24 protein-coding genes and 2 tRNA genes are annotated in these 25,535 nt (G+C 61.5%); 21 read left to right on the plus strand and 5 right to left on the minus strand.

Features of this window, described 5'->3' with window-relative positions; genetic code table 11:
* The first annotated feature begins 14 nt into the window (after positions 1-14).
* The 10 genes from glmM (at position 15) to KY496_RS01940 (ending at position 7,514) form a co-directional block, all read left to right on the plus strand.
* Positions 15-1,355, plus strand: coding sequence for a phosphoglucosamine mutase (gene glmM, locus KY496_RS01895; RefSeq protein ID WP_005669768.1), 1,341 nt, complete (start codon positions 15-17; stop codon positions 1,353-1,355).
* A gap of 74 nt (positions 1,356-1,429) precedes the next feature.
* A tRNA-Pro gene (locus KY496_RS01900) sits at positions 1,430-1,506 on the plus strand.
* Positions 1,507-1,886: 380 nt separating this feature from the next.
* A tRNA-Arg gene (locus KY496_RS01905) sits at positions 1,887-1,963 on the plus strand.
* A 24-nt stretch (positions 1,964-1,987) separates the two neighbouring features.
* On the plus strand, positions 1,988-2,428 hold the full coding sequence (locus KY496_RS01910; RefSeq protein WP_219863615.1) for a hypothetical protein: 441 nt from the start codon (positions 1,988-1,990) through the stop codon (positions 2,426-2,428).
* An 8-nt stretch (positions 2,429-2,436) separates the two neighbouring features.
* A complete protein-coding gene (locus KY496_RS01915) occupies positions 2,437-3,195 on the plus strand; it encodes a hypothetical protein (RefSeq protein WP_219863617.1) in 759 nt (252 codons plus the stop codon).
* Positions 3,196-3,557: 362 nt separating this feature from the next.
* Entirely contained in the window at positions 3,558-4,277 is a 720-nt protein-coding gene (locus KY496_RS01920; RefSeq protein ID WP_219863619.1) for a hypothetical protein, read from the plus strand.
* A 680-nt stretch (positions 4,278-4,957) separates the two neighbouring features.
* Positions 4,958-5,275, plus strand: coding sequence for a hypothetical protein (locus tag KY496_RS01925; RefSeq protein WP_219863621.1), 318 nt, complete (start codon positions 4,958-4,960; stop codon positions 5,273-5,275).
* Positions 5,276-5,326: 51 nt separating this feature from the next.
* Complete coding sequence (locus tag KY496_RS01930; protein ID WP_219863622.1) at positions 5,327-6,616, plus strand: DUF3987 domain-containing protein; 1,290 nt, start codon at positions 5,327-5,329, stop codon at positions 6,614-6,616.
* A 94-nt stretch (positions 6,617-6,710) separates the two neighbouring features.
* On the plus strand, positions 6,711-7,007 hold the full coding sequence (locus tag KY496_RS01935; RefSeq protein ID WP_219863624.1) for a hypothetical protein: 297 nt from the start codon (positions 6,711-6,713) through the stop codon (positions 7,005-7,007).
* A 63-nt stretch (positions 7,008-7,070) separates the two neighbouring features.
* Positions 7,071-7,514, plus strand: coding sequence for a hypothetical protein (locus KY496_RS01940; protein ID WP_219863626.1), 444 nt, complete (start codon positions 7,071-7,073; stop codon positions 7,512-7,514).
* A gap of 49 nt (positions 7,515-7,563) precedes the next feature.
* On the opposite strand, the gene KY496_RS01945 is transcribed toward KY496_RS01940, so the two are convergent.
* Both KY496_RS01945 and KY496_RS27280 read right to left on the minus strand, forming a co-directional pair.
* Complete coding sequence (locus KY496_RS01945) at positions 7,564-7,920, minus strand: hypothetical protein (RefSeq protein ID WP_219863627.1); 357 nt, start codon at positions 7,918-7,920, stop codon at positions 7,564-7,566.
* Between the two features lie 83 nt (positions 7,921-8,003).
* Positions 8,004-8,462 (minus strand): type II secretion system protein, encoded by a 459-nt coding sequence (locus tag KY496_RS27280; RefSeq protein WP_267877516.1) that lies wholly within the window; start codon positions 8,460-8,462, stop codon positions 8,004-8,006.
* Between the two features lie 199 nt (positions 8,463-8,661).
* Here KY496_RS27280 and KY496_RS01955 point away from each other — a divergent pair, with 199 nt between their 5' ends.
* From KY496_RS01955 to KY496_RS01995, 9 genes are all read left to right on the plus strand, one after another.
* On the plus strand, positions 8,662-8,850 hold the full coding sequence (locus KY496_RS01955; RefSeq protein WP_219863629.1) for a hypothetical protein: 189 nt from the start codon (positions 8,662-8,664) through the stop codon (positions 8,848-8,850).
* Between the two features lie 639 nt (positions 8,851-9,489).
* On the plus strand, positions 9,490-9,774 hold the full coding sequence (locus KY496_RS01960; protein ID WP_219863630.1) for a hypothetical protein: 285 nt from the start codon (positions 9,490-9,492) through the stop codon (positions 9,772-9,774).
* Entirely contained in the window at positions 9,771-10,016 is a 246-nt protein-coding gene (locus tag KY496_RS01965; RefSeq protein WP_219863632.1) for a hypothetical protein, read from the plus strand. Before KY496_RS01960 ends, KY496_RS01965 begins: the two co-directional genes overlap by 4 nt.
* Positions 10,017-10,028: 12 nt before the next feature.
* A complete protein-coding gene (locus tag KY496_RS01970) occupies positions 10,029-10,487 on the plus strand; it encodes a hypothetical protein (RefSeq protein WP_219863634.1) in 459 nt (152 codons plus the stop codon).
* Entirely contained in the window at positions 10,484-12,472 is a 1,989-nt protein-coding gene (locus KY496_RS01975; protein ID WP_219863636.1) for a type IV secretory system conjugative DNA transfer family protein, read from the plus strand. The genes KY496_RS01970 and KY496_RS01975 overlap by 4 nt, the downstream gene beginning before the upstream one ends.
* 1,225 nt (positions 12,473-13,697) lie before the next feature.
* Complete coding sequence (gene mobF / locus KY496_RS01980; protein ID WP_219863638.1) at positions 13,698-16,424, plus strand: MobF family relaxase; 2,727 nt, start codon at positions 13,698-13,700, stop codon at positions 16,422-16,424.
* Positions 16,425-16,497: 73 nt separating this feature from the next.
* Positions 16,498-16,935 carry a hypothetical protein gene (locus tag KY496_RS01985; protein WP_219863640.1) on the plus strand — a complete coding sequence of 146 codons (438 nt, stop codon included), beginning with the start codon at positions 16,498-16,500 and terminating at the stop codon, positions 16,933-16,935.
* A gap of 384 nt (positions 16,936-17,319) precedes the next feature.
* Positions 17,320-17,724, plus strand: coding sequence for a hypothetical protein (locus KY496_RS01990; protein ID WP_219863641.1), 405 nt, complete (start codon positions 17,320-17,322; stop codon positions 17,722-17,724).
* The gene (locus tag KY496_RS01995) at positions 17,724-19,904 is read left to right on the plus strand and encodes a DotA/TraY family protein (protein WP_219863643.1); all 2,181 of its coding nucleotides are present in this window, start codon (positions 17,724-17,726) and stop codon (positions 19,902-19,904) included. Before KY496_RS01990 ends, KY496_RS01995 begins: the two co-directional genes overlap by 1 nt.
* Positions 19,905-19,954: 50 nt before the next feature.
* Here the strand turns inward: KY496_RS01995 and KY496_RS02000 are convergent, their stop codons facing one another.
* From KY496_RS02000 to KY496_RS02010, 3 genes are all read right to left on the minus strand, one after another.
* Positions 19,955-21,121, minus strand: a complete 1,167-nt coding sequence (locus KY496_RS02000) for a site-specific integrase (RefSeq protein WP_219863645.1) — start codon at positions 21,119-21,121, stop codon at positions 19,955-19,957.
* Between the two features lie 160 nt (positions 21,122-21,281).
* The gene (locus tag KY496_RS02005) at positions 21,282-22,247 is read right to left on the minus strand and encodes a tripartite tricarboxylate transporter substrate binding protein BugD (protein WP_071363240.1); all 966 of its coding nucleotides are present in this window, start codon (positions 22,245-22,247) and stop codon (positions 21,282-21,284) included.
* 122 nt (positions 22,248-22,369) lie between these two features.
* Positions 22,370-23,299: a LysR family transcriptional regulator gene (locus tag KY496_RS02010; RefSeq protein WP_071363239.1), complete on the minus strand. Its 930-nt coding sequence runs from the start codon at positions 23,297-23,299 to the stop codon at positions 22,370-22,372.
* A gap of 175 nt (positions 23,300-23,474) precedes the next feature.
* Between KY496_RS02010 and KY496_RS02015 the strand changes: the two genes are divergently transcribed.
* A complete protein-coding gene (locus tag KY496_RS02015) occupies positions 23,475-24,335 on the plus strand; it encodes a MaoC family dehydratase N-terminal domain-containing protein (protein WP_005669773.1) in 861 nt (286 codons plus the stop codon).
* A 33-nt stretch (positions 24,336-24,368) separates the two neighbouring features.
* Positions 24,369-25,529 (plus strand): acyl-CoA dehydrogenase family protein, encoded by a 1,161-nt coding sequence (locus KY496_RS02020; RefSeq protein ID WP_219863647.1) that lies wholly within the window; start codon positions 24,369-24,371, stop codon positions 25,527-25,529.
* Positions 25,530-25,535: the final 6 nt, after the last annotated feature.

Consider the following 25,535-nt stretch of genomic DNA (forward strand, 5'->3'; position numbering starts at 1 on the left):
GAAAAGAGAACTAGATGGCACGGAAATATTTCGGCACCGATGGCGTGCGCGGCACGGTGGGCGTGGCGCCAATTACTCCTGAATTCGTGATGCGTCTCGGCTACGCCGCCGGCACCGTCCTGGCCAAGGGCCGCAAGTCGAGCAGCGGCCGTCCGGTCGTCCTGATCGGCAAGGACACCCGCATCTCGGGCTATATGCTCGAAGCGGCGCTGGAAGCCGGCCTGTCCGCCGCCGGCGTCGATTCGATGCTGGCCGGCCCGATGCCGACCCCGGCCATCGCCTACCTGACCCGCGCGCTGCGCCTGCAGGCCGGCGTCGTGATCTCGGCCTCGCACAATCCCTTCCAGGACAACGGCATCAAGTTCTTCTCGGAACACGGCACCAAGCTGCCGGACGCCGTCGAGCTCGAGATCGAAGAAGCGATCGACCAGCCGATGGGCTGCGTCGCTTCCGACAAGCTCGGCCGCGCGACCCGCCTGCGCGACGCCCAGGGCCGCTACATCGAATTCTGCAAGAGCACCTTCCCGAACGAACTCGACCTGCGCGGCCTGAAGATCGTGGTCGACAGCGCCCACGGCGCCGCCTACAACATCGCGCCGCACGTGTTCCACGAACTCGGCGCCGAAGTCATCTCGATCGGCGCCCAGCCGGACGGCTTCAATATCAATGCAGGCTTCGGCGCCACCGCGCCGAAGGCGCTGTCCGAAGCCGTGGTGGCCAACAAGGCCGACCTCGGCATCGCGCTGGACGGCGACGCCGACCGCCTGATCATGGTCGACGCCAATGGACGCGTCTACAACGGCGACGAGCTGCTGTACGTGATGGTGCGCGACCGCATGAGCACCGGTCCGGTGGCGGGCGCGGTCGGCACCCTGATGACGAATATGGCGCTCGAAGTCGCCTTCAAGCAGATGGGCATCGGCTTCGCGCGCGCCAAGGTCGGCGACCGCTACGTGCTCGAGGTCATGAAAGAGCGCGGCTGGCTGTTCGGCGGCGAAGGCTCGGGCCACCTGCTGGCGCTTGACAAGCACAGCACCGGCGACGGCATCGTGTCGGCGCTACAAGTGCTGTCGGCCCTGGTGCGCGGCAATAAATCGCTGGCGGAATGCTGCAGCGAGCTGCAACTGTTCCCGCAAACGCTGATCAACAAGAAGGTCACGCCGGGCTTCGACTGGACCAGCGACCAGGCCCTGGTGGCCGAGAAGGAGGCGGTCGAGCGCGAACTGGGCGACAACGGCCGCGTGCTGATCCGGGCGTCCGGCACCGAACCGCTGATCCGCGTGATGGTGGAAGCGAAAGAGGCGGCCGTGGCCGAAAGCATGGCGCGCCGCATCGCGGACAAGCTGGCGGCCTGATCGAAGTGCCAGTCCGGCAAGATGCAGGCCGGACTGGCGCTCGGCACCGTCATCGCGTATAATGTTTCTCACGGCGGAGTGTAGCGCAGCCCGGTAGCGCACCTGGTTTGGGACCAGGGGGTCCAAGGTTCGAATCCTTGTACTCCGACCAAAAGATTCATCAAGACAGGCTGTCCTAGGACGGCCTGTTTTGTTTTTAGCGCTGCTATGGTTTGCTACGGCAACGAGCCTGGCCTTATTGCAAGCAGGATGCTTGCGGTTTATAGTAGCGCTCTTCCAAGATCCGCCCTTAGCTCAGTTGGATAGAGCAACGGCCTTCTAAGGTTTTGGACCTCAGTTGGGCTTCCCTCAAAGCCGTTCGAAATCGATTTAAAATCAATCGCTTATCTAAAAATCCTCTGCCTGCTTGTGCCCAGATTTGCCCCAGTTTTTTTAAGTCATTTGGGCAGGATTTGGGCAAGGCCGAGTGTCAGGGGCTAGAAATGAACATTTTCCCAAGATGAGCGAAACACTGTAAAATATCCGCGCATTCTCCCGGTGGCGCAGTTGGATAGCGCAATTCACTTCTAATGAATGGGTCGGGGGTTCGAATCCCTCCCGGGAGGCCATTAAGACACGACAGCGGGGCGCGCATGCCGATGACTTCCAAGGACGTTCTTGACGATTTGCGGGCGCAAGGTTTCGCTGCCAGCGTGCTATACGCGGACGACATCGCCAAGATTCTTGGCAAGACACGCGGCGCCGTCTACTCGCTTAAAGCCGACGAGGGCTTGCCGTTTCCCGTCATCGAAGTCGGCGGCCGCCCGGCCGTTAGCATCTACGCCGCCGCCGCCGTTTTGGCTGGCGAGCAGCCCCCAGCATCCAAGCTTTCTCCACCCAATCCAGCAGCGCCGGCGCCCATGCCTGCGCCTAAGCGCAAGCGCGCTGACCTTGGCGCGCTGCGCCGCTCTGCCGCCCTCGCGTTCGACTTCTACGCTCAGCTTGATGCCGAGCTTGAACGCATTGAACTTGGCAATACGGCGTTGATTGCCGAGCGAACAACCCTTGATATTGGCCGCGACGGCTCATTGTAGGAGATGACATGGATGAGCATATTTGGGACGTTGATACGAGTCTTTATCTTGTCTCGCGCAAGATTGATGACCGAAAAACGAAGAAGCAGCAGGCCTACGCAAACGCCGCGCGCGAAAGCCTTAAATCGGTAGCGGCTCGTCTAAACCATGCGAGTTATCACTTCCACGAAGTGAATTCGGCATGGCAGAGCTTTTGTGAAAGAGCCGCGACCAAAAAGTCTCCGTTCGCCAAGCTTGGATTTCCTATCATCGGAGAGCAGGACAACACTCATCAATGGTTAAATGAGGCCGGTGCCTTGGTTCGATCCGCTCACCTAGTGGCATGCGTCCAAGCGTTGCATTCGATCCCGGATACACTAGCTTACGCAATTTCCTTCTGCTTTGAGCTCGAAATTCCAGAACGCGGTGAGCGCGACATCAATGTTGGATACGTAAAGGGTAAGCTCGAGTTCAAGTCATGTGCAAAGTTTGCAGTTGAAGCTCTTTCGGACTTGAAGAAAGAAGGTAACTACAAAAAGATCAATGCTTTGTCCAATTATGCCAAACATCGCTCGATCATTGACGAATCGATATCGACTGATCCAGATGCAGGCGCCGAAGCGCCAATCTTCCTTCGCTTCAAAACTTTTACATTCGATGACGAGCCGTATGAAGCCGCAGAGGCGTTACCACTCTTAGACAGCGAACTGAAAAGAATGCAATCAGTTGTCAACGGGTTTGGGGCCGCGTTAAATGCTTACTTTAACGAGCTACCCAATCGATCTTAGATCGTTTTTGATGTTCAGCACTGCCGCCATCAATGTTTCAGGTCGTATTCGGACGCTGCGTCCCACCCCCATATGCCGAACCACGGAACTTAAATATCCGCTAAAAGCCTAGGTCAAAGGCAGCGACTTGACCACCGCTTGGGGCGCCCATGGTCCGCTCATGGACCGGCACCCCAAGCCGTGGACAAGTCGCCAAACCCAAGTTCGCGGGACCGCCGAGCGAGTGATACGCGCCGCCGATCAAAACACATAACCATTGCCGACCTTCTGACCGCTGGGCGCATGATGCGCGCCCGCGCGTTGCGCTGCAAGGCCACGCTTGCGAAGCTGTTGAGCACACCCACAGCCCTAGGAGCGCCGCCATGAACCTCGCCGATAAATTCCATCTATTGCACGTCGCCGAGCGCACACCGGACGGCGGCGCGGCGCGCCTGTTCGTGCGCGTCCCTTTCGAGGCGCGCGACAGCTTCAAAGCGGTGTTTCCGGGGGTCTATGAATGGCACAAGACCGAGCGGCTGTGGAGCTTGCCGCTGTCGCAGCGGGAGCGCCTCGGCGAGTGGATCGCGCTTGCATACCCCATCCGCGAGCCATCGGCCATCGCCACGGCCACGCATCTCACCGAGCGCGAGACCAAGCAGACGCGCGAAGAAATCGAAGAGCAGCGCGCGAAGCTGGGCGACATCGAGACCATGCGCGAGGAGCTTAGAGCGCAAATTGCGACGCTTGAAGAGACGCGCAAAATCTTGCAAGAAGATCGCGACAAGCTCGAAATTGCGTCGATTGAGTTGGCGCACGAAGCACGGCAAGAGGAGGAAGAGCGCGCAGCAATCGAGGCCGCCTTGGCGCACTTGATCGAGCTGCCCAAGCTGCGCGCCGCCGCCGCTCAACTGACGCTCTTGGAAGCCGACAAAAGCAAGCAAGCGCGAGACCGCTGGATGGTCGTGCAGCTCGAATTTGTCAAAGCTAAGATCACGCTTGAAGACGCCGGCTTGGCGCTCGAAGCTGTCGATTTTTTAGCAGCGGCGAAGCAGGGCGCGCGGGCCATGCCGCCGGGCGCGTGGCACCGCTTGACGCGGCGATGACGCTGGCAGCGTTCAACCCCAACGCCCCGGCCGGGGCGTTCTTTTTTGGCTCCACTTGCGCGACGCTTCGCGCAAAGGCCGACATGGCCAAAAGCAGCGGCGCGCCCGTAAAAAAGAACGCCCCAAGCTCTTTGCAGAGAGCGTGAGGCGCGACGCGATACGGTTCCCGTCGTCAAATGAAGTGGCGTTAGCAACGCTCCATTACGATGCTGGGATTGGGCCGCGAAGTCAATCGCCCCTTGTCTTTCAAGTTGGGGTAAGCGCGCCGTCAAGGCCGTCCAGCGGGGGCGAGAAAGCCGGAGTCGTCATTGCCGACGGAGATCGTGCGCTATGCACTCCGGCCGGTTATGCGCCACGCTTCCGCGCGTCGTGTCGAAGTTCCGGCGAAAAACTAGACGCAAAATAGACACCTTGTTTTTAGCTGATTCGGATGCCGCCCTCCTATGGCCGGTTGATGAATCTGTTGGCGTTACCGTGAAATACCACCCCCCCCCCTCGTCGCTCGCAATTTCTTTTTATGTAATCTGCCACGCCGCTGCGCCGCTCATCGGCCGATAGAAACCAAATCGGTTTAACGATAGTCCGTGAATTGAGGATAGACGGCATTGCGGTTTGTCTATCGCTTTGAGAAGGTAAAGACATCAGGAAGGAAACAACAACCCAAACCAAGGAGCGAGAAAATGAAAAACCAAGACTACGCAGCCCTCGCAGCGACCGGCCTCCCGATCCGCTTCGCTTGCGGCTCGAACAACTGGCTTCGCGTCTATGTCGGAGCCATCTTTGAAGAATTCCGCGACAATCGCCGCCCGAAAGAGTGGGCGGTTGCAATGGCCCCCGAAGCTCGTCAGGGGACGCACCTTGGCCGCGCACTTGCAGACCTCGCAGCACGCATCCCAGAGGCCCACGAAGCTCACGCAAAAATCCTCGCAAAGCAGGAGGCCAGCGAGTTTGCCGCCATGATTCCTGCCCGCTCGAAAGTCCATGTCGCCCGCATCTAACAAGACACCCGAGGCGCCGCCAAGGCGCCTACCACTTTACTAGGAGGCATCATGGCAACGAAGAAAAAAGCAAAAGCCAGCTCGGTCAGCGATCACCCACTTGAATATATTCTGGCGCTGTCGCAGTCGCAAGAGGCGGCCCGCAATCACGCTGGCGCGGCGAACTTCGCAAGCAGCATTGAGCGCTATCAGTGGGAAAGCGACAAGACCGTCCCACCAGGAACGCCTCTTTTCGATGTGCTGCAATCGTTCAAGCGCCACACGGACTTGCCGCTTGACCTCTCGATGCATAGCTTGTTTTTCTATCTCTCGACTTGGCTCTTGCAAAGCAAGACGGTCATCGAGTGCGCGGGACAGACGATTACTCCCGAGCTGTGGACGATCATCCTCGCGGCTTCGGGGTGCGGCAAAACCTACTCGCTCGACCGCCTCAAAAAATTCGCACCGGTTCAGGCCAACATCATGGGCATTAAATCCGAGGCTGCGTTCTTCGATGCGATGAAAACCAACGAGGAAATGGGCCGCGCCAACGCCATGCTCGTTGACGAAGTAGGGCAGATGATTCAGCAAATCGAGCAGATCGGCAGCCCGCTTGCGACGCTCAAAGAGTCGCTTTTGAACGCCTACGGCGGCAGCCCCATCACCCGCGCAACGGTCAAAACCGGGGAGCGCACCATCAATGATTCGACCATGACTTTTTTGGGCTTGAATGTCGATGAGACGATGATGAACATTCTGACGCCTACCAGCTTCCTCGACGGTTTTTGCCAGCGCTTCACTTTCGTTCTCGCCAAGCGCGACCCTGAGCGTCATTTCAAGCATTTCCCGCGCTACGACAATGCGCAGATCGAGGCAGTTACCGAGGCCGCGTGGGCCAAGCTCACCGCTATCGCACCAGCCGAGCGCTACGTCTATACCCCGGAAGCGCTTGCTGCATACGATGCCGCATTCTTCGAGTATGCGGAGCTGATCGAGCGCGATGGAGTTGTTAACGTCTCGTTCTTCCGGCGCACTCTGCAACGCGCCCACCGCCTCGCGCTGCTGTATCACATCATTCTCGGCAAGGCTGCAACGGCCGAAATCGACGTTGAAGATGTGCAGTGGGCCATGCGGTTGACCGAGGTGCATTTGGTTGATGCTGCGCGCATCATCCTCGCCAAATCTGGCGGCGCTGGGCAAGTTCTTCACGCGACCGCGAACGTTGCAAGCAAGCTCGCGGAGCGGGGGCAAAAGCTGACGCGCACCACGCTTGCTCAGAACGTCAGAGCGGTCAAAAACGGGGACATTCCGGCGGATGCCCTGCTTGCCGCTTACAGCAATGCCCGAGGTCAAGGGGCGTAACTCGGAACGATAGACGGCCTTGCGGTTTGTCTATCCTTTTGAGAAGTTGAAGACATCAGGAACGAGGTAACATCAAAACACAGACGGAGGCCGCATGGAAAACAACGACGAAAAAATCCTGAAATTTCAACGCGCTCGCAGGAGCTACGCCGAGATGGTTTCGGAGGCAACAGGCGTGCTAAGCCCAGACGCGTGGGAGGCTCTTGAAATGCTTTGCGCGCCCGGTCCCGAGGCGGCGGCAATGCTTGATGAGGTAGTTTTGGCAGAGCTGCACGCGCACGGACTCGCGGGCTGCGTGAGCGATACCGATGAGCGCGTGGTCGCCACCAACGCCGGCCGGGCCGTTCGATGCCTCGGGTTGGACGTGATGAAGGCATGCCAGCTCAAATAATGAGCCGCGCCAAGAGCGCCGGCAGGGCGCTCTTTCTGATGACAAACCAGAGGAGACAGGGAGATGAACAACTATTGCTTGATGAAATCGGCGGGATTTTCCATCTATATCACTGCCGTCGATCGTGCCTTCGTTGCCCGCGCACGTTGCGACGACAACGGCCTAGCGACCCTCTGGGCATTTTCTTGGGTCGCACCAATCGCGCCAAGCCTCTTTACGCAATTGCCTGAGCAGTCGCGCAAGGAGGTGGCGCACCACGCCACGCGATGCAAAGATCCCGGTGACTTGTGGTTGAGAAGTTCAACGTTTGATCGTATGGATGACGAGATCAAAAACACTCCCGAAGGCTCGCCACTCGATCTTGCGCTAACTGCCATCGTTGAGGAGGCTGCCAAGGATTTTGCGCTTGTTGCTGCCGCGCTCACAGCACGCACGGAAGCCGCCGAGCTGGCCGCCATCACCCCGCAATCCGGCGCCGCGCACACTCGCAAAGCCGGCCGGCTTTGAGACGAAAAAAAGACGCCCGCGGGCGTCTTCCTGTTGATGCGCGCCGCGATTAGGCGGCTTTGGCGGCGTGTGGTTTCGGCGACGCTGCGACAGCGGCAGGGGCTTGTTTTGGCGCGTCCGTCGAGGCTTTCGCCTTGGACGCGGCCAAGCCATTTTCTTTGATGAACTTGCGGAGCGCTTGTTCGCTGACCTCGACAAAGTCATTGAGCTGCACCGCGATTTGGGAGCTGGTATAGCCACGCCCGATTAATTGCGAGATTTCATCGGAATGCACTTTCAAGTGATCGGAAAGCGTAGCAGGGCGATAATCTTGGGGTGAATCCATCATTTTTTTGAATCGTTCCGAAATTCCCGCATGATCCACGGCGGCGGGCTTGGTTTGTTGTTGTGCTGGTTTGCGTGCCATTTCTTTCCCCTTCGTTTGGTTGCGTTGTCAAAAAAATACAGGCACAGAATAGCGCGCTATCCATGCCCGCATCAAGAAAAGAATCACTCTTTCACGCAGAGAATGTTAGCAGGGTGCGCAATGGAAGTTCCGCGATAACCCACGTTGCATTTCGTGCTAACCACGTTGCCGCTGCAATCTCCACCGCCCGAGCCGCCGGGGCCGGGGCCGGTGCCATTTGAGAAAGTGAAGTTGTCATCGATCGGCGAAGACATGATCTTTTGAAGCGTAGTCGTCGTGCAAACCGACGTGTTGTCGAGCAGCGCGAAGCCGCCGGCGCCGGCTTCTTTCGTAGCGAAGTTAATCGTGGAGGCGCTCGACAGCGCGCCCGCCATTGACTTCGCGGCGGCGCTCTTCGCTTGCTCGCTCGTCTTCCCAAACTGAGGCATAGCAACCGCCGCAAGAATTCCGAGAATGACGATGACCATGACCAGCTCAATGAGCGTGAAGCCGCCGCTATTGCGACGATATTTCAACGATGCTTGCATGCGATTTGAGATCATTTTTGTTCGCTCCTGTGCGAGGTGGGTGACTGCTGAAAGCTTCGCGCAACGCCAAGCGCCCAGCAATTGGCCGACACCGCCGCTCGGCAGAATCCAAAATATTTTTCTCCGCAGGCGCTCGGCGGCCGGCGTCGTGACGCCACCATGACACTAGGCCTTGGCACCCTGCCGAGGCGTCAACGATCAAGGAGAATCAAAAATGGATAAGGTCATCCAGCGAGAAGCATGCAAGCCACGCGGCGCCACCGTGCGAGTGGTGCGGCTTGTGCAGCATGTGAGCGGCATAGGCGGAGACTACGGCGGGCGCGTGGTGCTTGCCGAGCGGTGCGAGCATGAGGCGCGAGGCTGTCCACACCTGGAACAATGCCCGCTGCGCGAAGACGAGTAAGGCCCCCCTCCGCCCCGAAGGGGAACGCGTCGCCCGCAGTCGTCAGGGGCCGGGGAGGTGAAGCCACCCCAGCCCCAGCCGTGAGCGTAGGCGCGACATGAAGGCGTCAAGGACTTTCGCGGCATATGCTCAGCCCTTCGGGCCTGCGCTATTCCACGCTCCCTTGACCCCCTCAAATCGCTCGAAGCGCAAAAGCGGAGTTGCGCGAGAACGATGCAAAAAGCGCGGCAAGATCAGCAGCAAGGCCGGCAGCCAAAGCCGTCAAGAGCGCGGCCCGCGCTTCGCGCGGGAGAGCAAGGGCTAAGGTCAAAAGCTAAGTCGGACACATGGCCCACCTAGCGGTGTTACAAAAGCACTGCTAAACGGCCTCAAACCCGCATGCCTGCTACGTTTCACGCCACTACACCAAACGGCTACAAGACACCCCACTGTTTACACCATATCGCCCGTAGATACGGGCGAAACATGGTCGCTACATCCAAAAGCGGCTACATGTAGCAGCCGTGTATCCGATTTGTAGTCGGCGGCTATTGCCATGCAAGCCGCTAATCTGAGATAAAAAAACAGGTCCAAGAGCGACTACAAATCAGATACGGACCGGGTCAAGGCTTTATTAAGGTAACGAAGGAGGGGAGACGCATGAGCAGCGACAACACGATTCCGTTTAGCTTTCGCATCAGCAGAGGAATGGGCCGCAGTGTGGAAGCACATGCGAAGCGACTTGGAAAAACCAAGGCCAGCATCATGCGCGAAGCGTTCGAGTTCTACGAAAGCGAGCAGCGCATCGAAGCAGCCATCGAGAAGCGGATGGCGAAGTTTCGAGATCAGATTATTGAAGAGAACGAGCAGGCGCTTGGCCCAGTCAAGCAGGCACTTGTTGAAATTTGGGATGAATTAACCAGACTCAGGGAGCAAAAAAAATGAACAAGCATCTCTTTGAAAACCACCTCACCGAAGCCGAGATCACGTTGGAGAACTTCGAAGAAATGGAGAGGGAGCGCAACTACTACTCCGGCAAAGTTGACCATGCCATGGTCCGTCTGGAACAGCTCGTGCTGGGTTTGTATGCTGACGTTCCGCTTCAAGACGCCGCTTTGCAGATCATGTATGAGCTGGACGAAGCGCGGGCGAATGCGTTCTTTAACGCGCACCGAGGCGATCTTTAAGAAGAGGCTAGGATGGAAGACCGGAGGCCGGTGTGGATATGGTCGAACGCGAGGCAGATCGCCCCGCACCAACTCCGCGTCTATCCGCTTACCGCCATCGGCGCGTCGGCCATCGGCGGCGCGTTTGTCTTTCTAGCAGCGTTCGCAATTCTCGCCGCGATTCCGCCGGCATCACTCAAAGCAAGCCCGCCTCACATTGCCCTCGCTTCGCTTAAAACGCTCGCATGGGCTTGCACCAAAGGCCATCTCTTTCCAGTCCAAGCTCCTCAGCTACTCGCCGCCATGAGCGGCTGGGCAGTGATCCTCAAAGCGCTCTTAGCTCTCTCCCTCGCGACCATGGCATCGCTGAAAATTTGGAAGACGGCGATTGCTCCACGCGACGGACACGAGCACATCCGAGGGACAAAAGTCTACCACGGCGACGACGCCAAACGAGTCCTGATGCGAGAGCTGAAGCAAGGAAAAAAATGACGACATCACTTCTGCCAATCGCCAACGCAGCGTCGCAGCTCTTTACAAAAGCTGGACGCGGAGCGCCGTGCGAATCGATCTTCATCCATCCCGACTTCACAACCGTGGCACGCGCTCAGCTCGGCAACGGCTATTTGGTGCTTGGATCACCAGGAAGCGGGAAAACATCGATCATTCTGCCCTACGTGCAAACTCTGCTGCGGGTAAATCAGAAACTCATGACGCTCGACGTTAAGAACGAACAAATCCAAAAGCTTGGCCATGTCCACTTCTTAGCGCCTTGGCTTCGCGGCTCGCTTATCCTCGACATTGGCAAGGACGTTACGACAAAGGCAGACGCCAAGGCGCTGGCAAGCGTGCTGATCCGCGTCCCTGAGTCTGGAAAAGATAAAATTTGGGCGGCAGCCGCAAACGCGGTTTGTTTTGCCCTCATCCTCAACCTTGTAGAAACCAAGGCCCAGAATTGGGATTGGAGAGACCTCGCCGAGCAGCTCGATAGAAGCGTGGAAGAGTGGGGTGCGCTCATGGCGAAACACACGCCACAGAACGCGAAGATTCTGGAAGGGGCGGCGGAGACCTCGGCAAGCGTCGCCTTAAATGTCATCACCGAGTTGCAAAACCTTCGCACCGTCGCTGACATGTTCGCCGAGGCCGAGCGCTTCGGTGGGCGCCGTTTCAGCTTGCGGCGATGGATCGCGGAGAAAGACTACGATATCCGGCAAATAGTCCTCTGTTCATCGGACGAATACGGATCAGTCGTTGGCTTCATCGTCCCATTCATCATCAACTACATCGCCACCAAAATTGGCAGGATGCCCGATGGCGGCGGCGACCCAAAAAACATCATTCTTGACGAGTTCGCGCAATTGCCACTGATTGCTTATGTCGCCAAGCTCTACGAGATCGGGCGAAGCAAGGGGCTAAATACGCTGCTGGCGGTCCAGGACTGGGAGCAGGTCATACAGACCTACGGCGACCACTTCGCCAACATCATCTTCTCAAACGCGTCGATTAAAGTGATCGCGCGAACATCAGCGAGCCACGGACAAGAGGCGCTAGCGAAACGTATGGGCCATCGTGAAATCGCAATCAGAAGCGAGAGCCACAGCAGCGGGAGCGGCGCGAGCGCTCCGAGCATCTCGCAGACTTATCAAACGAAGTTGCTCGAACACGTCTTGCCCGGCGAGCTTGAAAGCGAGCTGGGGCCGCACTCTTTCGTGCCAAATCCCGACCCCAAGGGAGAGAAAATACCGACGCAGATTCGGGCGATCTTGCGGCCCATGAGCGGCAATCTTTTCTTCCTCGATTGGCCCGTGGTTCGCTTCCGCGAGCTTCGCAAAGCGCCAAGCCTACTCCCAAGCCACCATCCCGACGCGGAACTTGCTCGGTCGTTCTTGCGCGACCAAAGCATCGTCATCGGCGACCGGGCATTGGCGGCGCTCAAATACTCCGGCATGACCGCGCGCGAGCTGGCCGAGCTGATGTTCTCCGACCGAATTCTCAGCGTAGCGCAGTGGAAGAGGGCGCAGGAGAACGCCAAGGCATTGCTTGAAAGCTTGCCACGCTCGACCAATGCAGCGCTCGCAGACGATGCGGAAAGCCCGAGAAAACATGAGGAGCACCCGATGGCCTCAGCCACCACCCAAACCAAATCGCCAAGCATTGATGAACTCATCACCGGCCACCGCGACGAGAGCGGGGCCAAAGTTTTCGAGGGGCTTGAAGGCCAAGAGCAGCCCCGGCCGGCGCCTGAGGCCGATGCGCTAAGCGACCTTGCGGCAGTTGCAGCCCTCGGCAAGATGGGCGCGCCAGCGCATGCGGTTGAGCTGGGCAAAGTCGCGGTCGAAGTGCTCGAAGCGCTCGAAGAGAAGCAGGCGCCCATCGCCACCGAAACCCGAATCGGCAACGCGCCAAGCGACGGCGAAGCAGCCAAACGCGAAGCGCTTCGCGCCAAGCTTCTGGCGCCTCGCGCCATCAAGCGATAACGCTGAGCAGGCACCAACAATAAGAAGAGGGGGGCATGATGAAGCGCAGAACATTCAATCTGAAACGGTCGGCGGGATTCTCGCTCATTGAGTTGATGCTGGCCGGGGCAGGCGTCTCGGTCATCGCCGTTGCAGCGTATCTGATTTACCCAGCGGCGGCGCGCCATTCTGATGTTGCGAAGGCTGCCGACATCACTCAGCGAGTGGCTGCGGGCGTCGAAGCGCGCTATGCCATGTTCGCTGGATACGCGACCATCGCAGGCCTTGCGCCGGACTACATCGAAGGCGTTGAGATCGACGGCGGCGCCGTGCGCAGCCCGTGGGGCGCTGTCGTGCTCGCCTCCGAGTCGGGCCAGCGGCCGGGCGACGGTTGGAGCATGACGCTCGACCGGATTCCCCGCACCGCCTGCGCCGAGTTCGTCGCGCGCGTGTCAGGGCAGTTTGCGGGAACGTTCATCAACGGCGAGGCGGCGAGTGTGAGCGGCTGGCCCGTGGCGCCTGAGATCGCGGCCGACTTGTGCGCGCATACATCGAACAGCGTCAAGCTGATCGCCCGGAACATGCGCACGAGCGCGGCGCTTGTAGCGCCGGCATGGGGGCCAGCCCCGGCCCCCACGTTGCCCGCGTGGGCGCCGCCGCCAGCGGCGACAGCAAGCCCAGGAAGTCTTGCGGACTCGACCACGCAGCGCCCAGCACCGATTGGCACTCCGACGCCAACACCAACACCCACGCCAGCACCGACCCCCACCCCGACGCCGACGCCAACCCCAGCACCGACTCCGGCGCCAACCCCAGCACCGACTCCGGCGCCAACCCCAGCACCGACTCCGGCGCCAACCCCAGCACCGACTCCGGCGCCCACGCCAGCCCCAACGCCGTGGCCGACACCCACGCCAACACCAACCCCAGCACCGACTCCGGCGCCTACTCCAACTCCCGCGCCGCCTGCGACCGGTTGCGAAACTGTCCTCCAACAGTCCGTCCCCATCGGAACCATCGTCCCCGTTTGCAACGTGCCGGGGTGGGGCGGGCAGCCACGCCCGCGCGGCATGACGATGATTTGCTCAGCAGATGGATGGCTGACCAAGAACGAAGGAAATGCGGCGGTGATGGTCGTTTGTGCATGACCGTCCGGCGCGTGAATCGCCGCCGCGCCCAGCGGCCTAGCCGGCCGCGTGCTGGCTTGGGAAGCTGACATCAAGAACAACCGCCGGAGCGCGCCGACATGATGAGCAGACCCTACACCATCACCGCCGGGGGGCGGACGGTGGACTACTTGAAAGCGACTGAATACTACGTCAACGCGAGCGACGAAGCGCGCGATGCGACCCATTGGCAAGGCGCAGGCGCGGAGGCGCTGGGCCTCGCGGGCAGGCCGGTGGATGCGAGCGCGTTCGAGAAATTGCTGGACGGGCGTGGCCCCAATGGTCAGCGGCTCACAGCCAACGCCGGCAGCCAGAAGCGCGAGAAACTCGGCTTCGATTGCGTCAACAGCGTGCCCAAGTCTGTCTCGCTTGCGATGGCCTTCGCACAGCCCGAACTTCGCGACCAGATTGTGGCGGCGACCGAAGAGGCCAACGCCGCGTCGATGCGGTTTCTTGAAGCGAATTTGACCATCCGAACAGGCAGGGGCGGCGCCGAGCTTCAACCCGTGGCGGGCCTTGCGATTGCAAGCTTTCGACACGTAACATCGCGGAGCCTCGACCCCCAGGAGCACATCCACAACGCGATCTGCTCCGCCGCGATGCGGCAAGATGGCACTTGGGGCAACATCGACCGCGCGGAGTTGATGGCGCTGCACCAAACGGCTGGGGCCATCTTCCAAGCCGAGCTTGCGCACCGCATGAACGCCTTAGGCTTCGGCATCGAAGCAGACAAGTCGAACAACTTCGCGTTTTCGGTCAAAGGCTTCGAGCAGTCGCAGCTTGATGCCTTTTCGCAGCGCCGAGGCGAGGTGCTTAAATGGCTTAAAGACCGCAACCTGAGCCCGAACGACCGCGACGCGGCCGAGCGCGCGGCGCGGGCGACGCGCACCGAAAAAAGCGAGCCAGCGTTCCGAGACCTCTTGAAAGTCTGGGAAGCGCGCGGCGAGCCGCTGGGCCTTGGCCCCGACTTCATCGAGAGCATCGCCAACGCCCCCCAGCAAGTCGCGGCCGAGGCCATCGACGCCGAGGAAATCTTGGCGCAGCTTACGGAGCAGCAATCTGTCTTTGAGCACAAAGACTTGTTCAAAGCTGTTGCCATCGCCGCCGGCCGGGCTGGCGGCATGACGCGCGAGGAGATCGAGAAGACGACCGACCGAATCTTGAATGGACAGGCCTTCGAGCTTGGGCATCACGTTCGCAAGTCCGACCGCATCACGAGCGAACTGCGACAGAACGAGCCGATTAAGCTCGGGTCCGTCCAGCCGTTGCAGAAGAACCGAGGCCGGCCCGCGCAGCAACTCAAAACCCGCCACTTGTTCACTACGCCGCAGGCGTTGCGCGAAGAGATGGCCCTGCGCGACGACTTCAAGACGGCGAGCGAAGACCATCGACACGACCGGAGCGCCGGCGCGATAGCGGCGGCGCGCGGCGCGTATGAGGCCGAGATGTCGGAGAAGATCGGCAAGCCCGTGAAGATGAAAGGCGAGCAGGTTACGGCGTTGGAGCACGTCGCCACGGCTGGGCGTCAAGTTCTCATCAACGGCTTGTCTGGCACCGGCAAGAGCTTCACCATGGGCGCCGTGCGCGCTATGGAAGAAGCGGCCGGGCAGCGCGTCATCGGCACCGCCTTGGCCGGGCAAGCGGCGGCAGGACTCAAAGACGGCGCGGCGATCACCGATGGCGGGACGCTTGCTAGCATCTTGCAGCAAGCGCGCGCGGGCAAGCTGACGCTTGACGCCAAGACTACCATCATCCTTGACGAAGCGGCCATGGTCGGGGCGCGCCAGTTTCGGGAGCTTCAACGCCTCGCCCCAGAGTCGAAAATCGTCATTCTCGGCGACCGATTGCAGTTTCAGAACATCGAGCGCGGCGCGTGGATGGGCGGGCTGCAGGACTTGGGCTTTCAAGCCGCAAAGCTCAATGACATCGAGCGGCAGCGGATCGATTGGCACCGCGAAGCCGTGCTTAATCTGAAAGACGGACGCGGCGCCGTGGCCCTCGAAGCCTTTCAAAAAAACGGGCAGGTCGTCATCGGCGAGACGGCCGAGGCGGCATTGAAGCAAATGGCGCGCGACTACACCGACGACCCCACGCCGGCCCAAGATAAGATCGCGATGACTTCGACCCACGCCCATGCGCACCAGGTCAATGACGAAATTCGGCGCCTGAAAATTGAGCGCGGCGAACTGGGCGAGGAGGGCTTCTGGGCTGAGTTCAAGACCAAAGACGGAGCGGCGACGTTTGAGCGCGAGCTGCGCGAAGGCGACCGCCTGCGCTTCACGAATAACGACAAGGTGCTAGGCGTCTTCAACGGAGAACTTGCGACGGTCTCGAAGATTGACCGACTTCGCGGCGGCGATGCTGAGCTGACGCTTGCTCACGACAACGGCAAAACGGTCAAATTCAGGCTCAGCGAATACGCGACCATGGAGCACGGCTATTGCGGGACCGCGATGGGAAACCAAGGCGCGAGCAAGCATCACGCTTACGCGTTCTTGGACGCCGACAGCATGAACAAGCAAGCGGGCTATGTGCTGCTGTCGCGCTCGAAGCAAGAGACCAAAGCTTACATGACCAGCGCGGACAGCGAAGACGCCGCAGACGCATTAGCGATGATGGGGCGAGCGCTTAGCCGCGACGGCTCGAAAGATTGGACGCTCGACTACGCGACGCCCGAACAGCTCGAACGCATCAAGAAGGCCATGGAGAAATCGCCGGAGATGCAACCCGCGAGTATTTCCGAGAGCGCGAAAAAAGTGGACGTTTTGCGGCAGCGTATCGAGGTGCGAGCGATGGCGATGCGCTGACGCTTGGCGATTGCCGAGCGCCGCAGAATGTGAGAAGAAATACGAGAACGACCACAACCAAACCGGAGGAAGCATGAACATCGCAGCGCCAAGATATGAAATCTACAACAGCGGCTTGGCCTTGGAACTTTGCGCCTTGACCTTCGGCCTCGCCGCGCTATTCGTCTTGATGCGCAAGCTCGTCATGCACAGCGACAAAAGTGACGGAACGTTTGGCACCGCGTGGGGCTGCGTGTCTATCGGCGTCGCCGGCCCAATCGCGCTAAATCATGGCATGCAATGGGGGCTGTTGACGGCCATGCTCTGCTTGACCATCGGAGCCGCCTACGCCGGAACCATGCTTGTTTTCTATGCGCGCCATCGTGAGGACGAAGACGAGCGGAGGGAGCGCGAGCAGGGAAAGCGAGCGATTGCGCGTTTCAACACCGAGCGCGTGAAAGCCAACAACGCAAAGCGCGCGGCGAGCAAGGCGAAGCGCGAGGCGGCGGCAAAAATCGCTGGGGAGCAATGATGCGCAGCGCGCTCGACGGAATCGCCATCTTCCGGGCATACCCGTTAGAGGGCCAATGGTATGTCGCGCTCGATGAGACGCCTAGCGAGAAGCACCGGGCGAGCGTGAGGCTCGTGCACAGCGATGGGCGATTTATCGTCCTGAAATCGTTGCCTCGCGAGTGGCCGGAGCGCGTCTTTGAGGCGTGGGCATCGAGGCATATGCGCTTGGCCTCGGCTTGCTGCTTGCGCCTCAATGTCGCGGAAATGAAGCGGTTGCAGGACCGCCAGCGCTTCCGTTTAGACTGAACCCGCACCGCCCGGCGCGCAGCAGTGGCATCTCGTTGCCCCCTCTGATTCGTCTTGATAAAACAAGAGAGACGAAACCAAAAGAGGGGGCAATATCATGCAGCAAGCGCTACAAAAAGCCGTCAAGAGCATGCAAGCGCCGGTCCGAGTTTGGACTGAAAGCGCGTTGCTTTCGTTCATTTCAAGCTCGCTTTTCTACGCCGCCGCAGGAGCTGCGCTGGGTCCGATTGAATCGGTCATCCCTGTCGTCGTGTCGGCGATCATGGGAACCGCCGCGCTCATCTCGATCTACAAGGGCGCGCCGCGCGACTGGTCCCTGCTCGTCCACTTCTTCAAGCATTGGCATCGCGCGAACGGCTGCCGCATGCGCCGCCGCGAGCGCGAAAGCGAAGAGCGCCGCCGGCTCGAAAAGCTCGAAGAAGAGCGGGAGCAGGCGCGGCGCGTGCGGCTCTATAAGCTGACCCGTCGCCACCACCAGGAACAAGAAGAGGGAGACGAGTGATGCGCGCCCATCTCCTTGCCGCCGCTCTTGGGATGCTTGCAAGCGCCGGGGTGCAAGCCGCCCCCGATCTCTTCGAGGTGTCATGCTCTGATCGTTCGATGAGCAACTACCTCGTCCCGCTCTTCGGCTCGCTGTTCGAGCAGTGCGGTGGCACCAAGGGCGCGCTCGAAACCGCGCTTGGCGTGGTCAATGCGGGCGTTCTGACTATCGCCGGCATCATGCTTGCCTATGTGCTTATCGTCGGCGTGATGCAGACCGCGCAAGACGGCGAAATGTTGGGCAAGCGTTGGAGCAGCATGTGGCTGCCCATCCGCACCGTGCTTGGCATCGGGCTTGTCGTGCCACTGGCTGGCGGATACTGCGTGGCCCAGCTCATTGTCGGTTTTCTGATCGGGCAAGGCGTGGGCCTCGCTAACCAAACGTGGAGCGCTTGGCTTGGCGACTTCGCCAAGCCCGAGGGCATGGCGCCGCGCTCGCGGCTGCCAAACGTCGCAGAACTCGCGCAGAGCGTGCTCGTCTCGCAAGTGTGTGTCGCCGCGTTCAACGACATCAGAGCGCAGGCCGGAGCGGGCATTTACCCGACGCCCATGGCCGCCGCCACCCCCTCGCCGGGCGTGCGCGCCTACGGTCTGAACGGCGGCAGCGAGTGCGGGGCGGTGCGCTACGCCACCGGCTCCAAGTCCCAGGAAATCGCCGGATGGGTCGGCATCACGTTCGACGCGGCGCCGCTGGGCAACGTCGAGAAGGCGCACATGGCAGCGCTTGCGGAGCTGGAAACCAAGCTCACACAGACCGCGCAGCGCTTGGCCGAATCGATCCAAGGCGGCGAACAGATCGACGTTTCGGCGGACATGTCGCAGGCCATCGGCGCATACCAGGAGCGCGTCGCGGAGAGCGCGGAAGGCGTGTTCAGCAACCAAGTGGCGCTTGATTCGTTCATCGAAAACGCGGCCAAGGACGGTTGGATGTTCGCCGGCGCTTACTACTCGAAAGCGGCGCAGATGCAAGACGCATTGTCCAACGCGATTGCGCGCACCCCGACCGCTACGCGCCCCGACGCCCGCAGGCTTCCGAAAGACCTCACGCCTTACTTTGCGCGGCTCGACACGCTGCTAGACGACGGGGCCGCTCCGTTGGCTGAGGCCGCGTCAAGCGACATTGGCAACAGCGGCAGCCCGCTCGCTCGCGGCGCTCAGAAAGTCATGAACGCGATTTTTGGCGGAGAGTGGATCGCGGCAAAAATCCAAGCGGATCAAAATCGCAGCGCGCTCATGAGCGTGAAAGACTTCGGCGACCACTTGATGACGGGGGCCGAGGCCGGCATCGCTGTTGGCGTGCTCATGACTGGCGGCGCATCGGCGACGAAGGCGGCAAATGAAAGCTGGCTTGGCGAAGCGGCCGGTGTCGTTACGCTGGGCGCGAGCAAGGCGCTCGCGGGCGGGGCTTCCGGCGCCATGCACGTCGTCGGCATCCTCATCATCTTCGTTTCAAGCGCGCTCTTCGCGTTCGCTGCCGGCATCGCTGTCTATCTGCCCTTCGCGCCGTTCCTGCTGTTTTTCGGAGCGTTCGCGGGGTGGATTTTGCTCTGCTGCGAGGCCGTCATCGCCGCGCCGCTTCTCGCGCTCATGCACTTGACCCCGGACGGCGACGGCATCGCAGGCGGGGCGCGCCAAGGCTATATGATGCTGCTCGGCGTGCTGCTGCGCCCAACCCTGCTAATCCTCGGCTTCATTTGCTCGCTGACCGCGCTGGATTTGCTCGTCCATGGCTTCAACTCGATCTTTTTCCCGGCGTTCAAGATGGCGATGGCCGGAAGCGTCATCGGGCTTGGGACGAGTCTTGTGATGGTCGTGATCTACTTCGGCGCGATGCTGTTCCTCTTTCACTTCGTGTTCGGCTTCGTCTCGGCCATCCCTGACAAGCTGTTGCGTTGGATCGGCGGCGGGCGCGAGCAGCTTGGCGAATCGGCGCAAGCGATGTCGCGCACGGGCGAAGCCGGCGCGCAGAGCGCCGGGCGCAGCGTGAGCAGCGTAACCGGCCAAGCGATGAGCGCCATGGCCGCTAAGGCGGCGCTTGACGCGCGTAAGGCGGGGCGTGGAGACGGCAAGCCGGGGCCGCAAGGCGCGGCCGAAGGTAGGGGGGCGACAATGGAGGAAAAGCCCAGAAAGCCGGGCAAGTAAGGGGGGAGGGAAGGCGCGGGCAACCGCGCCTTTTCTCCTGATGCGTGGCGTCAGCCGGCCGTGGCGTGGCGCGCGAATCCGGCGTCAATCTTGTCGGCCAGCAGGTTGGGCCGCAGCTTCATGTAGCCAAGCAGGGTGCTGATGTTCGTGTGGCCAGTGATGCTCATGATCTCGGCATCGGTCAGCGCCGTGCGCTCGAAGAGAAGGCAGATGGCCTCGTGGCGCAAATCGTGAAAATGGAAGTCTTTGACTCCGGCCCGAACGCAGAGCCGGCGCCATCCCTTCGACAGCGTTGAGGTGTCTTTCCAAAAATGGAAAGGGCGCGGGTCAGCAGCCGCCTCGACTTCGCTGCGCGTGTCTCGCTCCCGCAGTTCGCGCAGCACCTCGGCCGCGTCGCGGGGCAGTGGCACCTGCCGAAAAGTCGAGGTCTTGACGTTCTCGGGCGGAATGTCCCACGTTCGCCGCTCGATGCTGATGTCGCTCCACTTCGCTTTAATCATCTCCTGCGCCCTCGCTCCCGTAGCGAGCGCGAAGCGCATCAACAGCAGCCACTCCGCGCCGAGCTTGCGACTCGTTCGCGCCGCGTTCTCAATCGCGTCGCGTTCGCCGTGCTCAAAGCGCCGCTCACGCTTGCCGGCCCACGCGCTGGGAATGTGCAGCCCTTTAAACAAGTCGGGGTCGAGCGAGTATTTTTCGCGCCGGCTGTGCCACTCCAAAACTTTCTTGATTTGGAAGAAGTGGTGGCGAACGGTGCTTGGCGCGTAGAATCTCTCGCGCCCGCCGTCGTAGTAAATGCTGCGCTTTTTGATCGGTCCCGGCGCCTCGCTGATGCGCGCTTTAAGCATGGCATCAATGAATTTTTGCAGCGTGTCGCGGGTGATGCCGGCGATGGTTTTGTCGTGTTTGAGATCATCACCGCACAGAAACGCCCGCACGCCCGCGAGGAGCTGGGTTTCTCGCTTGCTTAGCTCGCCTTCGGCCGCTGCGCCCTTGGGGCGGTAATGCGCAGCGAATTCATCGCACGCCCGCGAAAACATGAACTGCTCGGCTTTGGTGCTGACGCGCTCGCCCCGGTCCAGCTTCGCTTCTGTAACGCGCGCCCACGCCAGAGCCTCGGCGTGTTTCTTAAAAGTCTTCGTCAGCTTGATCGGATCATTCCCGTTTTGACGAAAAATCCGAACTTCGTAACTTTCTCCGCGCCTGCGAATGGCGGCCATGTCTACCTCATTTGGGCAAAATTTGGGCAAATGGGCGAGCCGTTTGCCAGAAGCCCTTATTTTAGCGCGCTTTTCACGAATGGGGCGAAGCCTTCTAAGCCGTGGGTCGGGGGTTCGATTCCCTCAGGGCGGGCCAATCACATCGCGCATACGAACGCCGTCAATCGGCGTAGGCCCCCGCCTTCTTGTAGATCGGCCCCCACTTGTCGATCTCCGCTTTCAGATGCGTGCGCAAGCCTTCCGGCGTGGCCTTCTCGGCCGGGACCGGTTCCGTTCCGAGCTCGGCGAACCGGGCCTTCACGTTGGGATCCTTCAGCGCCTCGCGCAGGGCCGTCCCGAGCCGGTCGACCACGGCCTTCGGCGTTCCCTTGGGCGCATACATGCCGTGCCACACATACATTTCGAAGCCGGCGATGCCTTGCTCGGCCAGGGTCGGCAGCTGCGGCAGCGAGGCGATGCGCGCCTTGGTGGTCGCGCCATACACCTTGACCTTGCCGGTCTTGATGTAGGACGTGGTCGAGGTGGTCTGGTCGCACAGCAGGTCGATCTGGCCGCCCAGCAGGTCGTTCATCGCCGGGGCCGTGCCCTTGTAGGGCACCGTGGTGAGCGGCGTGCCGATGGCGCTCAGGAACAGCATGCCGCACTGGTGCGAGACCGCGCCGAGCCCGGCATTACCCATGGTCAGCTTGTCCTTGTTGGCCTTGATATAGGTGAGCAGTTCGGGCAGGGTGTTCGGCGCCAGGTTCTTGCGCGCCAGCAGCACCATCGGGACGTCGGCCACCTGGCCCACGTATTCGAAATCCGTCATCGGATTGAAGGCCAGCTTGCGGTACAGCGCCGGACTGGTGCTCATGCCATTATGGTGCAGCAAGATGGTATAGCCATCGGGCGCGGCCCGCGCCACCTTGCCTGCGGCGATCGTGCCGCCGGCGCCGGTGGCATTCTCGACCACGACCGACTGGCCGAGCGACTTCGCCATGGTCTGGCCGAGGATGCGGCCGATGACGTCGGTCGGCCCGCCGGCCGAGAAGGGAATGATCATCGTGATTGCCCGGGCTGGGTAATCGGCCGCGTGGGCGCCGGCGGCGGCCAGCGTCAGGCCGGCAAACATCAGTTTTTTCAGCATCGTCGTCTCCTGTGCTCGTTGTGACGGGTGGTCCCGTTGTTTTGAACCATCCTAAGAGCTTATGGGAGGGCGCACGAAATACCTTTTTGTGATGCCAGCATCAGGGAACGGCATAGCTCGTTTCAGCGTCCGATCCAGGCCGCGCCCGGCCAGGCCTGCTGGTCGACCATCTCCTTCATCAGCGCGGTCAGGATGGGGGCCGCGGCGGCGCTGGCCGGGGAGGGCCGGCGCGCGGCGGCGCGCGCCAGCACGATGCGGCGCGACAGGTCCGGCGTGCCGACCGGGGCGCCGGAGAGCGTTCCTGCCTGCAGTTCTTCCAGCACGGCCGAGGTGGGCAGGATCGTGTAGCCGAAGCCCTTGGCCACGAGCGACTTCTGCAGGTCCAGCGCATTGGTCTCGGCGACGACGTCGACGCTGATGCCGGCCACCGCCAGCGCGTGCTCGATGATGCTGCGCAGCCCGTGCGACGCGTTCGGCATCACCATCGGCCGGTCCTTGAGCCCTTTCAGGGGAAACGGTTCGTTTCCCGTGAATTCACCCGGCGGGCCGAGCACGTACAGGCGCTCGTCGACCAGCGCCTCGGCCTGCAGGCCGTTGGACGAGCGCGTGTCGTACAGCAGGGCCAGTTCGATGTCGCCCGCTTCCAGCCACTGGAGCACATTGCCGGCATAGCCGACGGTGATGCTGACCGTCACCGCCGGGTAGCGGGCACGCACCCGCGCCACCAGCTCGCCGGCCAGCAGCCGGCTGGTGCTGGCCAGCAGGCCGATCGTCAAGCGCCCGGAGACGCTCGTGGTCGCCGGCCCGATCTCGGCGCGCGCCTTGTCCAGCTCGCGCAGCGCGCGGCGCCCATACTCGACCAGGGTGCGGCCGGCGTCGGTCAGCACCATGCCGTGACGCTCGCGCTCGAACAGCGGCACGCCGCATTCTTCTTCCAGCAGCCGGATGTGGCGCGAGACGGCCGGCTGGACCAGGTGGAGCAGTTCGCCTGCGCGGGTGGCGCTGCCGGTCTCGGCGATCGCGATCAGGGTGCGGATCTGCTTGATGTCCATGAACGTTCCGGTAATGGATGAGCCATCAACATATGCTCTTTCACGCGGCTTGGCAATCGCGATTCATGATGGCCACAGCTATCGCGGCGCGTGATGGAGGAATCACGTTTTTCTATTTCTACGGGCAATCCATTCAAATCTATGATGAGTCATCCGATTCCTTTCACGGCGAACGATGACTACCAACGAATTCGATGCAAGCCTGCTCCAGCAGTGGACAGGCAAGACCGAAGTGCTGCACGATGTGCTGCGGCCCGACGCGGTGGCGGCCCTGGCCGCCACGCTGGACTATCCGGACGCGCCCGCCCAGGGCGAGGCGCTGCCGCCCCTGTGGCACTGGATTTACTTCCACGCGATCGCCCAGCAGTCGCAGCTGGGCGACGACGGTCACCCGAAACGGGGCGGCTTCCTGCCGCCGGTGCCGCTGCCGCGGCGCATGTGGGCGGGCGGCCGTTTCGAGTTCCATGCGCCGGCGCGGATCGGCGAGCTCGTGACGCGCACCTCGACCATCCGCAGCGTGCAGGCCAAGGAAGGCGCCAGCGGCAGCCTGGTGTTCGTCACCGTGCGGCATGACATCCGCCAGGGCGGGGCGCCGGTCATCACCGAGGAACACGACATCGTCTACCGCGACCTGCCCGCGCCCGGCGCGGCAGCGCCGGCGCCCCGGCCGGCCCCGGCCGACGCGCGCTGGTCGCGCACCATCCACCCCGATCCGGTGCTGCTGTTTCGCTATTCGGCCCTGACCTTCAACGGCCATCGCATCCACTACGACCGCAGCTACGTCACCGGGGTGGAAGGCTATCCCGGCCTGATCGTGCACGGCCCGCTCATCGCCACGCTGCTGGTCGACCTGGTGCGGCGCGAGCTGCCGGGCGCGGACATCGCGCGCTTCAGCTTCCGCGCCGTCAGTCCGCTGTTCGATACCGCGCCGTTCGCGGTCTGCGGCAAGCCGGGACCGGACGGCAAGACCATTTCCTTATGGGCGCAGAACGACCGGGGCGAACTCGCCATGCAGGCCGAGGCGACCCTGCGCTGAGCGCATCATCCCTACACTATCCAGGAGACCCACATGATCCACTTGGAACTGCCGCACCAGGATATCCGCGATGCGGTCCGCTCGCTGTGCGAAGAATTCCCGCCGGAGTACTTTCGCAAGATCGACGAAGAGCGCGGCTATCCCGCGCAGTTCGTCGACGCGCTGACGCAGGCCGGCTGGATGGCCGCCCTGATCCCGCAGGAATACGGCGGCTCCGGCCTCGGCCTGACCGAAGCCTCCGTCATCATGGAAGAGATCAACCGCGCCGGCGGCAACTCCGGCGCCTGCCATGGCCAGATGTACAATATGGGCACCTTGCTGCGCCACGGTTCGGCAGCCCAGAAGGAATGCTACCTGCCGCAGATCGCCAGCGGCGCGCTGCGCCTGCAGTCGATGGCGGTCACCGAGCCGACCGCCGGCACCGACACCACCAAGATCAAGACCACGGCCGTGCGCAAGGGCGACCGCTATGTCGTCAATGGCCAGAAGGTCTGGATCTCGCGGGTGCAGCACTCCGACCTGATGATCCTGCTGGCGCGCACCACGCCGCTGGCCGAGGTGACCAAAAAATCCGAGGGCATGTCGATCTTCATCGTCGACCTGCGCGAAGCGATCGGCAAGGGCCTGGCGGTGCAGCCGATCCTCAATATGGTCAACCACGAGACCAACGAGCTGTTCTTCGAGAACCTCGAGATCCCGGTCGAGAACCTGATCGGCGAAGAGGGCAAGGGGTTCAAGTACATCCTCGACGGCCTGAACGCGGAGCGCACCCTGATCGCCGCCGAATGCATCGGCGACGGCTACTGGTTCATCGACAAGGTCACCAACTATGTGAACGAGCGCGTCGTGTTCGGACGCCCGATCGGCCAGAACCAGGGCGTGCAGTTCCCGATCGCCAAGGCCTTCGTCAACATCGAGGCGGCCAACCTGATGCGCTACCAGGCCTGCGCGCTGTTCGACGCCAATCAGCCCTGCGGCGCCCAGGCGAACATGGCCAAGATGCTGGCCGCCGACGCCTCGTGGGAAGCGGCCAACGCCTGCCTGCAGTTCCACGGCGGCTTCGGCTTCGCCGCCGAATACGACGTCGAGCGCAAGTTCCGCGAGACCCGGCTGTACCAGGTCGCGCCGATCTCGACCAACATGATCCTGTCGTACGTGGCCGAACACGTGCTCGGCCTGCCGCGTTCCTACTAGGAGACT

This window comes from Massilia sp. NP310 (genome assembly GCF_019443485.1).
Lineage (GTDB): Bacteria > Pseudomonadota > Gammaproteobacteria > Burkholderiales > Burkholderiaceae_D > Telluria > Telluria timonae.